General features: G+C 64.2%; 16 protein-coding genes. 12 read left to right on the top strand and 4 right to left on the bottom strand.

The window, feature by feature from the left end; translation table 11 throughout:
• Positions 1–438: 438 nt before the first annotated feature.
• On the bottom strand, positions 439–1,479 hold the full coding sequence (locus tag ACS13N_RS21845; protein WP_438933691.1) for a LacI family DNA-binding transcriptional regulator: 1,041 nt from the start codon (positions 1,477–1,479) through the stop codon (positions 439–441).
• A gap of 121 nt (positions 1,480–1,600) precedes the next feature.
• Positions 1,601–2,491 carry a DMT family transporter gene (locus tag ACS13N_RS21840; RefSeq protein WP_438933690.1) on the bottom strand — a complete coding sequence of 297 codons (891 nt, stop codon included), beginning with the start codon at positions 2,489–2,491 and terminating at the stop codon, positions 1,601–1,603.
• A 97-nt stretch (positions 2,492–2,588) separates the two neighbouring features.
• Here ACS13N_RS21840 and ACS13N_RS21835 point away from each other — a divergent pair, with 97 nt between their 5' ends.
• Entirely contained in the window at positions 2,589–3,398 is an 810-nt protein-coding gene (locus ACS13N_RS21835; protein WP_438933689.1) for an AraC family transcriptional regulator, read from the top strand.
• Positions 3,399–3,408: 10 nt separating this feature from the next.
• Here the strand turns inward: ACS13N_RS21835 and ACS13N_RS21830 are convergent, their stop codons facing one another.
• A complete protein-coding gene (locus ACS13N_RS21830) occupies positions 3,409–4,206 on the bottom strand; it encodes an SDR family NAD(P)-dependent oxidoreductase (RefSeq protein ID WP_438933688.1) in 798 nt (265 codons plus the stop codon).
• Between the two features lie 161 nt (positions 4,207–4,367).
• On the opposite strand from ACS13N_RS21830, the gene ACS13N_RS21825 reads away from it, so the two are divergent.
• The 5 genes from ACS13N_RS21825 to ACS13N_RS21805 all read left to right on the top strand — a co-directional run bounded on the left by ACS13N_RS21825 (position 4,368) and on the right by ACS13N_RS21805 (position 7,613).
• Entirely contained in the window at positions 4,368–5,267 is a 900-nt protein-coding gene (locus ACS13N_RS21825) for a LysR family transcriptional regulator (RefSeq protein ID WP_438933687.1), read from the top strand.
• A 61-nt stretch (positions 5,268–5,328) separates the two neighbouring features.
• The gene (locus ACS13N_RS21820) at positions 5,329–6,132 is read left to right on the top strand and encodes a helix-turn-helix domain-containing protein (protein ID WP_438933686.1); all 804 of its coding nucleotides are present in this window, start codon (positions 5,329–5,331) and stop codon (positions 6,130–6,132) included.
• Positions 6,133–6,176: 44 nt separating this feature from the next.
• Positions 6,177–6,494, top strand: a complete 318-nt coding sequence (locus ACS13N_RS21815) for a putative quinol monooxygenase (protein ID WP_438933685.1) — start codon at positions 6,177–6,179, stop codon at positions 6,492–6,494.
• A gap of 136 nt (positions 6,495–6,630) precedes the next feature.
• Positions 6,631–7,125 carry a hypothetical protein gene (locus tag ACS13N_RS21810; protein ID WP_438934468.1) on the top strand — a complete coding sequence of 165 codons (495 nt, stop codon included), beginning with the start codon at positions 6,631–6,633 and terminating at the stop codon, positions 7,123–7,125.
• Positions 7,122–7,613: a hypothetical protein gene (locus tag ACS13N_RS21805; RefSeq protein ID WP_438933684.1), complete on the top strand. Its 492-nt coding sequence runs from the start codon at positions 7,122–7,124 to the stop codon at positions 7,611–7,613. The genes ACS13N_RS21810 and ACS13N_RS21805 overlap by 4 nt, the downstream gene beginning before the upstream one ends.
• Before the next feature lie 4 nt (positions 7,614–7,617).
• Here the strand turns inward: ACS13N_RS21805 and ACS13N_RS21800 are convergent, their stop codons facing one another.
• Positions 7,618–8,193, bottom strand: a complete 576-nt coding sequence (locus tag ACS13N_RS21800; RefSeq protein WP_438933683.1) for a TetR/AcrR family transcriptional regulator — start codon at positions 8,191–8,193, stop codon at positions 7,618–7,620.
• A gap of 93 nt (positions 8,194–8,286) precedes the next feature.
• On the opposite strand from ACS13N_RS21800, the gene ACS13N_RS21795 reads away from it, so the two are divergent.
• From ACS13N_RS21795 to ACS13N_RS21770, 6 genes are all read left to right on the top strand, one after another.
• Complete coding sequence (locus ACS13N_RS21795) at positions 8,287–9,021, top strand: SDR family oxidoreductase (RefSeq protein ID WP_438933682.1); 735 nt, start codon at positions 8,287–8,289, stop codon at positions 9,019–9,021.
• Positions 9,022–9,049: 28 nt separating this feature from the next.
• Positions 9,050–9,637, top strand: a complete 588-nt coding sequence (locus ACS13N_RS21790) for a 2-hydroxychromene-2-carboxylate isomerase (RefSeq protein WP_438933681.1) — start codon at positions 9,050–9,052, stop codon at positions 9,635–9,637.
• A gap of 133 nt (positions 9,638–9,770) precedes the next feature.
• Entirely contained in the window at positions 9,771–10,055 is a 285-nt protein-coding gene (locus ACS13N_RS21785; protein ID WP_438933680.1) for a hypothetical protein, read from the top strand.
• Positions 10,052–10,318, top strand: coding sequence for a hypothetical protein (locus ACS13N_RS21780; RefSeq protein WP_438933679.1), 267 nt, complete (start codon positions 10,052–10,054; stop codon positions 10,316–10,318). Before ACS13N_RS21785 ends, ACS13N_RS21780 begins: the two co-directional genes overlap by 4 nt.
• Before the next feature lie 9 nt (positions 10,319–10,327).
• Positions 10,328–11,965 carry a PepSY-associated TM helix domain-containing protein gene (locus ACS13N_RS21775; RefSeq protein WP_438933678.1) on the top strand — a complete coding sequence of 546 codons (1,638 nt, stop codon included), beginning with the start codon at positions 10,328–10,330 and terminating at the stop codon, positions 11,963–11,965.
• A 117-nt stretch (positions 11,966–12,082) separates the two neighbouring features.
• Positions 12,083–14,278: a TonB-dependent siderophore receptor gene (locus tag ACS13N_RS21770; RefSeq protein WP_438933677.1), complete on the top strand. Its 2,196-nt coding sequence runs from the start codon at positions 12,083–12,085 to the stop codon at positions 14,276–14,278.
• Positions 14,279–14,345 lie beyond the last annotated feature (67 nt).

Raw genomic sequence — 14,345 nt, 5'->3', positions numbered from 1 at the left:
CAACCGCACCCGAGATCACTTTTTTAATCGCGCTTGTTTATCCTATGCACTCGGGCCCGCGCGCTCTGTTGGCTGGCATCTCAAACTGCTCCACGCCATGAGGCCGCGAAGACGTTACAGCTTGGTGACGAACCGCGCGAATGGAAGAAGAAGTCGACGGGATTACACGCATTGACTTTTCCGTCACTTTTCCCAAAGATTGCCTAGCCTGTGATGGGCAATTCTCGATATTTTTGAGCGAAACCTCAAGGACTATGTCCGTCTCGGACCAACAAAATACCAATAGATTACGACTCGTTAACATAACCGCCCGAATATGCGCGCCACCACCCTCCGACGGGTGGGTTGACCAATTGCCCGCCGCACCTCATGCGGCCGCCACATTGGGTTGACGGCAATCGCTTGACGTCATGCCGCAGTCGCCTCCGGGCCAATGCCTCAGCGCGCTGGCGAACAGGTTGATTCGCGAATCACCAGTTCGTACTGCAGATTCTCGTGCACCGAGTGGGGCTTCAGCCCGGGCAGATGCGGGCGGTGGATTGCGATGAGCTGCTCGACGGCCGCATGCGCCATCGCCTGAATCGGCTGGCGCACGGTGGTGAGGGCCGGCCAGAGCTGGCGCGAGAGCGGTGTATCGTCGTAGCCACAGATAGAGAGTTCTTCCGGCACCTTGATGCCGCGTGCCTGCGCCACACGCAGTACACCGGCGGCCATATCGTCGTTGCCGGCAAAGATGGCGGTCGGGCGCGGCTCACATGACAGCAGCCGCTCGGCGCAGGCCACGCCAGATTCGAACGAGTGCTCGCCCTGCTCCACCAAGCGCTCATCGACGGCGATACCCGCTTGCGCCATCGCGTCGCGGTAGCCGAACACGCGTTGATATGCCGCACCGTGGTCCGGATCGCACACCACAAAGCCGATGCGGCGATGCCCCAGGCCGATCAAGTGCAACGTCATATCGCGCGCGGCGGCACGGTCTTCGGTGTTGACGGACAAACCTTTGTGCTGGCGATCGGCAGGCGCCAACCGCACGTAGTCAACACCAGCCTCGTCCAGTGCATGCACCAACGACGCCACATCCGACACCGGCGGCGTGAGGATCAGCCCCGCCAGCGCGCGCTGGCGCACACTCTGGATGATCTGCTCGGCGAGGTTCGGATCGCGGTAGTTGCAGGGCGTGAGCAGCAGACTGTAGTCGAGCGCCTGGCAGGCTTCGAGCGCGCCGTGCTGGATGTTGACGATGTAGTTGTCGGAGGGGTTGTCGTAGACCAGCGCGATGATGTCGGCGCGCTTGCTGGCCAACCGCCGGGCCGCGGGGTTGGGCCGGTAGTCGAGCGTCTGCATCGCCTCAACCACTTTGGCGCGCGTCTTCTCGCTGATGTTGGGCTCGTGGTTCAGCACGCGCGAGACGGTCTTGATGGACACGCCCGCATGCGCGGCAACATCATCAACGGTGACGGCTCCGGCGCTGCGCTTCATGGTCTGGCAAGGGTCAGGCGAATGGGGTTCTCGAACACGAGACGGGCGCTGCAAGCACGCCCGTCGTGCGTTCGATTTTACCGCCAACCCTCGCGCTGCGCCGGGTGAAATCAGTGCGGGCTCAAGCTCGGGCGCCTGAACGTCCAACAGGCAGGCGGACAATGCCCTGCGCCAGACTCACGCCCAGCAGCACGAGCCCACCACCGATCCAGTGATAGCTGCGCACGGTCTCGCCCAGTATCACCGCCGCCATGGCCGCCGTGAAAACGGGCATCAGGTTCATCAGCACTGCCGTGCGCTCGCTGCCGATGCGCTTCAAACCCAGCATCCACAAATACGACGCGGCGATCGACGAAGCAATACCCGCAAACACCACGAGCCCGATGCCCTGACGCGGAATCGCGAGACTCTGCGCCGTGAAGGCCAGCGGCACCAGAAACACCACGGCAATCAGCACCTGCACATACAGGTTGAGCCATTGCCCGAACGGCAACGCCCAGCGGCGATAGAGGATGTTGTACAGCGCGTACGCGGTCGCGCCGATGAGGATCAGCACGTCACCGCGGTTGACGCCGCCGTCGAGGAACGTGGCCGGATGCCCCCGGCCAAGCAGATACAGCACGCCCAGCAGCGACACCACCACGCCCGTCACTGCCTGCACGCCCACCGGCTGGCGGAACACCACCAGGTTGATGATGAGCCCCAGCATCGGGATCAACGCGCCGATCACACCCATGTTGGTGGCGCTCGTGCTGTGCGCAGCGTAGTACGCCAGGCACTGGTACATCACCATGCCCAGCAGCGCGAGCACGGCAAAGCGCGGCAGTTGCGCCGCCACCTCCGCACGCTGGCGCCACAGCGGCCGCACACAGAACGGCGTGAGCACGCACGCCGCCAGCAACCAGCGATAGAGCGAGATGGCCGCCGGGTCCAGCACACCGGCCGCCGCCTTCGAAACAATGGTGTTGGCAGCCCAGATCAACACCGCCAGCAGGGGATACAGCACAGGCACAGCGGCCTCCGTTGTCAGACGATGTTCGAAGTGTAGTGATGTCTGGTTCGGAACATATAATGCGAACCAGACAATCTGACGTATCAAAGGCGACAACATGTACACCGCCTCTGCCTACCGCGAAGCCGATCTGCACGTGCCGAAAGGCGTGCCGTTCTATTTCCGCTACAACCACTTCGAGCCCGAGACCGCCGTTGAGCCGCATACCCATCCTTGGGGCCAGCTCTGCCGCATCAGCCTCGGCCTGATGGAGGCGACCGTGGACGCACACAAGCTGACGGCGCCGGCGGAATACCTGATCTGGGTGCCGGCCAACGTGCCGCATTCCGCATCGATCCGGCAGGCGACGGATTTCATCTCGGTGTACGTGGCCCAATCACTGGCCGAGCGCCTGCCCGCGACAGGCTGCCTGATTGCGCAAACGCCGCTGGTGCGCGCGTTGTTTGAAGACTTTGCCGCGCGCCGCGTGTCGGTCATGCAAGACGCCTGGGATTTGCGCCAGTTCGAGTTGATGCTCGAACTGCTCACCCGCGCCGAGCACACCGACAGCTATCTGCCCGACAGCCAGGACCGCCAGCTCGAACCCATTCTCCAGGCCATCCGCCTGGAGCCCGCCGACAACACCACGCTGCAAGCCTGGGCAGAGCGCGTGCACAGCACCGAGCGCACGCTTGCACGCCGCTTCCAGGCCGAACTCGGCATGAGCTTCGTGCAGTGGCGCAACCGCGTGCGTCTGCTGCGCGCGCTGGTGTGGCTCAAGGAAGATCGCTCCGTGCAGGACATTGCTCTGGCGCTGGGTTATGGAACACCCTCGGCGTTCATTGCGATGTTCCGCAAGCAGGTCGGGTTCTCGCCGGAACGTTATCGACGGCAGATGTGCGGCGAAGGCGAGCGCTCCGCCGCATAGATCACCCGATTCAGGCAACCGAATACCCACCATCGGCCACCAGTGCGTGGCCCGACACAAAGCTCGCATCGTCCGAGGCGAGGAAGGCCACGATCGTCGCCATTTCCTGCGCGCTGCCAACGCGGCCGGCTGGTGTGCCGGCGGCAAAGTCATACATGGCCTCAGCCGACGGCCAGATGCCCCGATGGTGGAACGGTGTCTCGATCAGCCCCGGTGCCAGCGCGTTGACGCGGATGCCCCGGCGGAACCATTCGATGGATGCCGTCTTCGTCATGCCGATCACCGCATGCTTGGTGCCGATATACAGGCCCGCGTTCTCAAAGCCGATCACACCGCCCATCGATGCGTTGTTGATGATGCTGCCTGAGCCTTGGCGGAGCATCACCTCGGCCTCGTACTTCATCGAGTGGAAAACACCGCGCACGTTCGGATCGAACACCTTGTCGTAGGTGGCGTCGGTCTGCTCGGTGAGGGGCGCGAACACGCCTTCGGTGCCGGCATTGTTGAAGGCGATGTCCAGGCGCCCGTAGGTGTTGACGGTGAAGTCGACCATATTGCGGATGTCGTCTTCCCGCGTGACGTCCGCTTCAATGGCGGTGGCTTCACCGCCGTGTGCGCGAATCGTCTGCACCAGCGCGTCGAGTTCTGCCTTGCGCCGTGCGGCCACGACCACCTTGGCGCCGCGCTTGGCCAGTTCAATGGCCGAAGCGTGCCCGATGCCCGAGCTGGCGCCCGTCACGAGGGCGACCTTGTCCTTCAGTTGTGCGGATTGCGTGGATTGCGTGTTGGTTTGGGTTGCTGCGTTCATTGCCGGCTCCTTGCCGTGAGTTCTGTTGATCTGGCGCCCGCTGAATCGTCCAATCCGTCGGCGCTGCCAGGCTTGGAGCCAAGTATGGGTAGGCCCGCGCAGCAAATAAATGGAATAATCCGGCAAACAAAATTCCTATTTCTGGAATTCAAGGGGTTGCCATGCAAGACCGGCTTGAACTGCTGCGCATCTTCACCGCCGCCGCCAGTGCGACGACGTTTCGAGAAGCGGCTGCCCGGCTCGGCGTATCGCCGCAGGCCGTCACGCGAGCGGTGCGCGAGTTGGAAGACGCTCTGGGCGAGACGCTCTTTCACCGCAACACGCGCAGCGTGCAGATCACGCGCTACGGGCAGGATTTCGCCGCACAGGCGCAGACCGCGCTGCAGACCGTCGATGGCCTGTTCGATGCCTCGTCGGCCAAGGCGGCAGAAGCGGGCGGCATCGTGCGTGTCACGGCGCCTTCGCACGTGGGGCGCACCTATGTCATGCCCGTGCTGACGGCGCTGATGCAGCAACACCCCGGCCTTGTCGCAGACCTTCGCCTGTCAGACACCCCGTCCGCTGTCGTCGATGAGCAGATCGACGTGGGCGTGCGCGTTGGCTTCATCGGCGACAACCGCTTCGTGGCGCGCTCGATCGGCAGCGTGCCGCTATGGGTGGTGGCCGCGCCCGCGCTGCTTGCCCGCGTGGGCGAACCCAAGACGCCCGACGCACTGCTGGCGCTGCCGGTCACCACGCTCATCAACCGCACCGATGGCCGTGCCTGGCCGTGGGCCTTCCGTAGTGACACCCAGATCCAGCCCCGCCACACGGCCTTCGTAACCGATGATCCGGAGACCGAGGTGCAAGCCGCGTGCGCGGGCCTGGGCTTCATGCAAACCTCGGAGTACCTGCTGCGCCCGCATGTTGAACGCGGCGAACTAGTGCGCGTGCTGCGGCGCTTCGAGCCCCCATCGTGGAAGCTTCACGTCTACCGCCCGCAGCGCGGGCCGGTACCGACACGCGTGCGAGTGGTGTTCGACGCGCTGACCGCGCACCTGGAGACGCTCTGCCAACCGTAAACGCGGACAGCGGCAACCACCCCGCTACACAATGGCATTTCGACCGCCCAGAGGAGAGTCCGTGCAAACGCAGATGGCACGCCCGCATCCCGCACTACGCCCGTACATCGACCGCTACTGGAGCTGGGAAGCCGCGCCGGGCGAGCGCATCGCGCTACCAAGACTCCTGCCCGGCACAGGCGCCGAAGTATTTCTGCATCACCGCCAGCCGTTTCATAGCGAGAGCGGAGCCGCACTGCCCTCCGCGCACATGCTCTGCGTACGGCTGCAGCCGTATGCGCTGGCATCAACCCATGACATCGGCTTCACGGCGATACGGATTCGCGCGGGCCGATGGGGTGCATTGGTCCGCGAATCCATCGGCCGGTTGCTGGATACACAGGCGCCGATCGATGCGTTGTGGGGCCGCGAAGCGCTCGATTGGCGCGAGCAGGTGGCGCAGGCCGCCGATTTCTCGCAGCGCGTCACATTGATCGATGCGTTTCTGCTTACACGGCTGGCACCCGCGCACGCCGATGCCCAGGTGACGGCAGCGGTTGCCGCGCTCTATGCCGCGCCGCATACCACCTCCATCGATGCGCTGGCCGCACGCTTGCACCTTGGCCGGCGGCAGCTGGAGCGCCGCTTCCTGGCGGCGGAAGGATTGCCGCCGGTCGCGTTCCGGCGGCTGGTACGGTTCCAGCACACGGTGCGCGCCTTGCATCTGCATCCGCAGTTGCCATTGCTCGACACCGCACTCGCGCATGGCTACTACGACCAGCCGCAGTTCAATCGGGAGTTTCGATCGCTCACCGGGCAATCGCCATTGCGCTATCGACAAGATGCGCAATCGAAGACGCATTTCTACAAGACCTCGCTCGCCTGACCAGGAAAGATGGCAGCCCCGTCTTCCTAACTCTGAGGTGAAGCATGTATCTGCTGATCGTTCGACTGCGGGCGCGGCCCGAAACCGTCGACGCCCTCTGCCAGCAGCTCTCAATGTTGGTGGCATTGGCGCGCGAGGAGCCCGGTACGCTGGCGTATTCGTTCTATCGCGCGCATGACGAGCCGGACGTGTTTCTCATGCACGAGGTCTATCGCGACCGGGCTGCGTGGAAGGCGCACATGGCTTCCGAACCCGTACAGCGCGCGCTGGCGACATTCGATGCGCTGCTAGTAACACCACCCGCCATCACCAGCGGAGAACTGGTGGAAGCGCACGGATTGACGTTGGGCGAAACAGTATAGGTGACCCGCGCCAACTGAAAACAATTGTGGGAATCCGCGCCACACAACCGTTTCCGGGCAGTGACATCCCTTAGAATCAAGCGCGTTGCAGATTTGGAAGCCCCCCATGCGCACACCTTGGTTCACATCCGCACGGATGCTGGGCTGTGCCCTCGCCCTGAGCGCGCCTGTCCTCAGCGGCTGCAGTTCTCTCATGTCAGAAGGTACGACGGCCGCGGCCGGTGTCGGTGGCGCGGCCCTCGCTGCCAAGGTGACCGACAACGCCGCAGTGGCCACCGGTATCGGCCTGGGCGTGCAAGCCGGCGCCCGCGCAGCGCTGCAGCACAGCCAGCGCGTCGTGCATACCGAAACACAAGATCAGATTGCCCAGATTGCAGGCGCACTGCCTGACAACACCGTCGGCAACTGGCAGATCAAACACCGCATTCCCCTTGAGCCCGATGAACGCGGGCGTGTCGTCGTCACCCGTTCGATCAACGGGCCGCTCGTCAGCTGCAAGGAGATTCTCTTCACCGTGGACGGCGAGGCCACACAGGTCGACTTCTTCATCGCGTCGATCTGCAACGACGGCAAGCAGTGGAAATGGGCCACCGCCGAGCCGGCCACCGCGCGATGGGGTTCGCTGCAATGAGGACGTTGCGCTGGCTTCTGTTGGGTTGCGCTGGCCTGGTTGCCGGATGTTCATCGGTCGGGCCGCTGACGGGCGCGGCGGCAGGTGTGGCCAGCGGCGCGGTGACGGCCAATCCGGCAGTGGCCTATGGCGTGGCGGTCACGGTCAACGCGGCCACCGATGCTTCGATCAAGTACGCCACACGCAAGTGGGCAGCCAGTGAACAGGATGCGCTGGCCACCGCCGTCGGCCGGCTCAGTGACGGCACGCCTTCGCTCAACTGGTCATTGGAACGCCTGATGGGCATCACCAAGGCGCACGGCAAGGTGGTGCTAGTGCGCACCTTCACCACGCCGTTGGCAACGTGCCGCGAGGCGATCCTCACCGTGCAGGACGGCGACGCACCCAAGACGGCACCCGGCTACACCATCTACGCCTGCCAGAACGGCAACACCTGGCAATGGGCCAATGCGGAACCCGCTGTACCCCGCTGGGGCAATCTGCAGTAGTGCGCTAACCCTTGGCGGCCAAGCGCGTCACTGCGTCCTGCAGAAACCGCTTGCTCGCTTCGATGATGATCTGCTGCATGGCTTCGTCCGGCATGGCCCGGGCGATGTGGATGGCGCCCACCAGTTGCGCGATCATCGCCCACGCGGCGTCGCCATCGCCCAGGCGCTGCGCAAGCACCGCGTGGCCCTTGCGCATTTCCTCTTGATACAGCGCGCGCACGGAGGTGTCTGCGCGCGCAATCTCTGCCGCTAACCCAGGTACCGCGCAACCCGCCTCGGGATGCTTCACGTGGGCGAGGTTGAGGTAGCGGTCCAGTTCAAAACGCAGCCAGTCCTCCGCCGTGTCGTGCGGATTGCCGGCCCACATCTCGCGGCTGGCGGCCAGTTCGGCCTCGATCAGCGCCTTGAGCCAATCCGACTTGGACCCGAAGTGGCTATAGAACGCGCCGCTGGTCATGCCGGCAGCCTGCGCGAGCGCATCCACGCCCGTCCCGGCAAAGCCAGTCGCCTTGACCTTGCGGGCCGTTGCCTTGAGCAACTCCTTGCGCTTTTCTTCCTTGTGACCCGGTTGGTATCGCATCTCTATCCCTGCACTTCGACTGGCTTGACACTATGCAACCAGTATCATAACGTTCGTTACGGTAACGACCGTTATTTTATAAACGAGGTGGATATGGAGACAAGCAGCAAGCAGGCAGCACTCGTCATCGGTGCAGGAGACGCCACGGGCGGCGCCATCGCCAAGCGCTTTGCGCGCGAGGGCCTGGTTGCCTGCGTCACACGCCGCTCGGCCGACAAGCTGCAACCGCTGGTCGAGGCGATCCATGCGGAAGGCGGCCAGGCGCTCGGCTTCGCGTCGGATGCGCGCAAGGAGGAAGACGTCATCAAGCTCGTGGACGACATCGAGCGCGACGTCGGCCCGATCGAGGTCATGGTCTTCAACATCGGCGCCAACGTGCCGAGCAGCATTCTGGAAGAGACCGCCCGCAAGTACTTCAAGATCTGGGAGATGGCATGCTTCTCCGGCTTCCTGGCCGGGCGCGAGGTGGCCAAGCGTATGGTCACGCGCGGGCGCGGCACAATTCTCTTTACCGGTGCGACAGCGGGGATGCGCGGATCGGCCAACTTTGCGGCATTCGCGGGCGCAAAGCATGCGCTGCGGGCGCTGGCGCAAAGCATGGCGCGCGAACTGGGGCCCAAGGGGATTCACGTGGCGCATATCGTGGTCGACGGTGCGATCGACACGGAATTCATCCGCGAGAACTTTCCCGAGCGCTACGCCCTGAAAGACCAGGATGGCATCCTCAACCCCGAGCACATCGCCGAGAGCTACTGGTACCTGCACACGCAACCGCGCGACGCCTGGACGCATGAGCTGGATCTGCGTCCGTGGATCGAGCGCTGGTAAGACCATCACAACACAAGGAGACACACGCATGAAGCAGGTCGAATTCTTCTTTGATGTGGGCAGTCCGTACAGCTACCTCGCGTATCACCAACTGCCGAAGATTGCGCAAGCCAAGGGCGCGGAGATCGTCTGGCGGCCGATGCTGCTGGGCGGCGTGTTCCAGGCGACGGGCAACAGCAGCCCGGCCACTATTCCCGCCAAAGGCCGGTACTCCAACATTGATCTGGAGCGCTGGGCGCAATACTTTGGCGTACCGATCCAGCAGAACCCGCACTTCCCGATCAACACACTGCAACTGATGCGCGGTGCCGTGGGCATGCAGCTGCGCAGCGATGCCGAGTTTCACAACTACCTCGCTACCATTTTCAGCGCGATGTTCGAGCACCCGCGCAACCTCGGTGACCTGAAAGAGCTGGCCGCCGTGCTGGAGGCCGCCGGCATTTCTCCCGCGCTGATGATGGAGCTGGTGCAGGACGACCACGTCAAGCAGACGCTGCGCAAGACCACCGAAGAAGCCGTGGCGCGCGGCGTGTTCGGCGCGCCCACGTTCTTTGTCGGCGACGACATGTTCTGGGGGCAGGACCGCCTGCATTTTGTCGAACAGGCGTTGTCCTGACGCCCACATGCGCCGGTGAGGGTGTGCCGGCGCCTCCCTATATCGCCCTACCTTACGACGCAACACCGCATCGCCTTGCCTCATTCAATGCGAATCATTATCATTTGCGTTATTGATTCCACTGAACTCTGTCATGCACGGTGTTGCCCTCCTGCTCGGGTTGCTGGCCGCAGGCTGCCTGTACGCGGCCTCGCCTAATCAGGCGCTGCTGGCGCCGGGCTCGCTTGTGCGCGGCCGTTTGCTCTGCGCGGCCGCACTGGCGATGGCGGCGATTGCCGTGGTGCTGTGGAACGACGTGCTCGGTTGGGCCGGCGCGACCATCGGCGTGTTGCTGGTGGTGGCGGGCGGGCTGTCGCTGTGGCCGATGGCGGGCGCGTGGGTGCAGCAACGCCGCCATGCTGCGGAGGCGCGGCCATGAATGGCATGGGCACCAAATGGCTGGCCGGCACGGTGCTCGGCCTGCCCCTGTCGATTGCGCTGTGCACGCTGGCGATCCTGTGGCTGCCGGGCGGCTGGGAAAGCGGCCTCATTGGCGCACTGCTCGTCTGCCTGCCCCTGTGGGTTGTCTTCATCAGCGTGAGCGTGCTGTTCTCGACCAGCGTCCGCGCATGGGCCGCGTTCGGCACGGCCAACCTCCTGTCATTCGGCGTGCTCTGGCTGCCGCGCCTGTTGCACATCTGACGGCTGACCATGAAATCCGCAACCCTTCGTCTGTATCAGACGCTGCATACCTGGGTCGGCCTGATGGCTGGCTGGGCGCTGTTCATCGCGTTCTTTGCCGGCGCACTCACGGTCTTTCATGAAGAGCTGCATGCGTGGCAAAACCCCTTGCGCGCAGAGCACGCTGCCGTTGCCACCACGCCGGCGGATGTCGACCATTTCGTGAACACGCTGGTGCGCACGCACCCGGCAGCGGCCGCCAGCGCGTACGTGATCCTCCCTAACGAGGGCGAGCCCGAGTTCTCCGCCTATTGGCAGAACAGCAAGGGCGATTGGCAGACCACCACCGGCAGCAAGCTCGCCGCCGGCAAGACCACACCAAAAGACCTGTCGCTCGAACCTTCCAAGGGGGAACTGGCCAACTTCCTGAACCGGCTGCACTACTCGCTGGGGTTGGAAGACATGGGCATGTACTTCATGGGGGTGATCTCGGTGCTGTATGGCGTGGCGCTTATCTCAGGCGTGCTGCTGCACCTGCCGCGCCTGAAGAAGGATCTGCTGGCCGTGCGCCCCGGGCGCAACCTCAAGCGTTTCTGGATGGACGTGCACAACGTGCTCGGCCTGTTCAGCCTGCCGTTCCACCTGATCTTTGCGATGACCGCGCCGGTGCTGTGCCTGAGCGTGGTGCTGATGACGGTGTTCAACAGCGTGGCACTCAACGGCAAGCTGTTCGATGCCGTGCCGCGCGTGACCACCGCGGCCGGCACGGTGGTAGCCGCCAATCGTTCGGCATCGATGTTGTCGGCAGAGGAACTGCTGGCGCGCGCACGCGCAACCGCCGGCCCCAACTTCACCGTCAAGTCGATCCACTACCAGCACATCGGTGATGCCAACGCCGTAGCGGAAGTGCGCGGCAGCAGCACACGCGCGGTGGGCGACTACGGCTCCGTCGCCATTCACGCCGCCGCCGGCCAACCCAACAGCGGCCAGCTCGTCAGTGATCAGACGCCCGATGCACGCGACACCAATCACGCCATCTTCAGCCTCGTCTACGGCCTGCACTTCGGCACCTACGGTGACATCGTCCTGCGCCTGGCGTACCTGGTGATGGGTATTGCCGGCGCGTTCGTCTTCTATTCGGGCAACCTGCTGTGGATCGAGTCGCGCCGCAAGCAGCGCAAGCTCGATCAGCCGCGTGTGCACCAACTGCTGGCGCGCGCCACGGTGGGTGTCTGCATCGGCTGCTGCGTGGGTGTGATGGCGATGTTCCCGGCGGCGCTGCTGTGGCCGGAGCGCTCGACGGGCGTGACGTACTACACGGTGTTCTTCGCGGCGATTGCGTGGGCGCTGGTACGACCGCCAGCGCGCGGCGCGATGGAACTGCTAAGCGCCGCGGCCATTGCGGCGGTGCTCGTGCCTATCACCAATGCCGTCGTGACTGGCGGCCACCTGCTGCGCACGATCGCGCGCGGCGAGTGGAACGTGGCCGGTTTCGACCTGGGCGCGCTAGTGCTTGCGTGCGGCTTTGTCGCCCTCGCACGAGCCACGCTGCGCCGGGCGCGCCAGGGTGCGCCTGATTCTGTCTGGGCGATGCCCGCACGCAAGGCAGACGCCAACAACGCACGCGCCGGCAACGGCCTGCATCCAAGCGTGGCCAAAGAGCCGTAACACCAAAACAGCAGCACAAACCACAACCACCCGCACGTTCCCACGCCTGCCGTTCAGCGGCATGCGTGCGCACGCGCACGCCGTTTTTCAATGACACGCAGTTCAGGGGAGCATCACATGCCAGCCGCCGTTTCACGCCGATCCACCCTTTGCCGCAGCACGCGTGTCATACGTCCGCGCGTCACGCCGCTGGCGCGGCAGCTTGCCTGGATGCTCGCGGCCATGAGCGCGGGCGCACCCGCCTGGGCTCAACAGACCTCGGCCCAGGTCGACCTGCCCGCCACGCAGATCTCCGCCAGCAAAGCGGCGGCGTACGGGGCCAAGCAGGCCAGCACCGGCGCGCTGGGTGACAAGCTATTGCTCGACACGCCGTTCTCCATCAACGTCGTCACGCAGGAGCTGATCCAGAACCGCCAGGCGCAGACGATTGGCGAGGTGTTCAAGGGTGACCCGTCCGTGACTGCCAACAACGACGGCTACATTGGCGAGGCATCGAACATCACCATCCGCGGCCTGCAGCTCGACTTGCTGGAGGGCTACAAGATCGACGGCATGGCCGTGCCCAACTGGGGCAGCGATGTGCCGCTGGAGCACTTCGAGCGCGTGGAACTGCTCAAGGGCCTGTCGGGTTTCATGTACGGCTTCGGCACGCCGGGCGGCATTGCCAACTTCGTCACCAAGCGCCCGACCAACACCTTTGGCGGCAGCGCCACGTTCGGCTATACCAGCGGCGGCACACTCAAGGAATCGATCGACCTGGGCAGCCGCTTCGGCCCCACCAAGGCACTGGGCGCGCGCCTTGGCGCGGTGCATGAAGAAGGCGACACCTTTGTCGACGGTGGCCATATCAAGCGCGACTCCGCATCACTCGCGCTCGATGCGCGCATCACGCCCGATCTGCAATGGTCGTTCGACGGCCTTTATATGCAGCGCAACGTGCAGGGCGCGTACTACGGCATCATCCCCGGGCAGGACTTTGGCGTGCCGGTCAGCGAGTTCGTGCGCACGCCGCGCGCCATTGACGGCAGCCAGCGTGTGGCCTCGCGCGGTTCGTACTACGAAACCGAAATCAAGTCCGTCGGCACCGAACTGAACTGGGCCGCCGCGCCCGACTGGAACGTACGCGCGTCGTACCGCTACACGCAGCAGAACCGCGGCAACGCCGACAGCGCCATCCAGCTGACCGACAACGCCGGCACCTTCAGCGAGCTGCAATATGGCTCGTATCAGCGTTATGCATACAGCCAAGCGCAGGTGATGGCCAATGGCAAGGTACGCACGGGTTCGATCGAGCATGAACTGGTGGTCGGCACGTCGTGGCAGAGCCTGACGCAGGCTACTACCGGCTTCGCTTCCACCTTCCTCGGCACAGGCAACCTGTACAACCCATCGGTCTTCGTGTCGTCGGGTGCGCAGTTGATGCGGGCGCCTTCATCGGAGGGGATGTACCGCACGTCGAAGATCAACCAGACCTCGGTCTTCGCCAGCGATACCGTCAAGTTCAACGAACAGTGGTCGGTGCTCGGCGGCCTGCGCTACACGCGCTTCAGCCAGACCGGCTACACGCCGAGTGGCAGCATCTCGGCCAAGTACGACCGCGAACCGATCACGCCCACACTGGCGCTGATGTTCAAACCCGTGCAGCCGATGACGCTGTATGCGAGCTATGTGGAATCGCTTGAGGCGGGTGCCAGCGCGCCCATCACGGCGCTGAACGCCGGTACCGTGTTCGGCCCGCTCAAGAGCAAGCAATACGAGGTGGGCGCCAAGGCGGAGTTGCACGACTGGACCCTGGGTGCGGCGCTGTTCCAGGTGCAGCGGGGCCTGGCATACCTGCGTCCGGACAACGTCTACACGCAAGACGGCATGACGCGCTACCGCGGCCTGGAGTTGAGCGCACGGGGCAAGATCGCGCGTGACTGGACGGTGCTGGGCGGGTTGCTGTTCATGGACTCCGAGAACACAGAGTCCGATGTCTCGGTGCTTGGCAAGCGTGCGTACGGATCACCGCGGTTCAAGGCGACGGCGTATGTGGAATATGCAGTGCCTGCGATGCCGGGGCTGGTGCTGTCTGCCGGCGGCCAGTACGTCGGCAACTCGGCGTTGGAGGCCAACAACAGCAATATCGTGCCGGGGTATCACACGTTTGATATGGGGGCGCGGTATTCCACCAAGGTGGGTGGCAAACCTGTGACGTTGCGGTTCAATGTCGACAACCTGACCAATGAAAAGTATTGGTTGCCGAGTTGGGGGTTCATTCTGGCGCAGGGCGCGCCGCGGACGTTCCGGGCTAGTGCTACGGTTTATTTTTGATTCTTGGTCTTGGTGGTTTGCCTCCCTTTCGGCCCCGGCAGGGGACGATACGAGAGATGGACCAACA

It is taken from the genome of Ralstonia sp. 24A2 (assembly GCF_051783885.1).
Lineage (GTDB): Bacteria > Pseudomonadota > Gammaproteobacteria > Burkholderiales > Burkholderiaceae > Ralstonia.
Note: the sequence above shows the minus strand (reverse complement) of the source record. Positions and strands in the feature narration are given on the sequence as shown.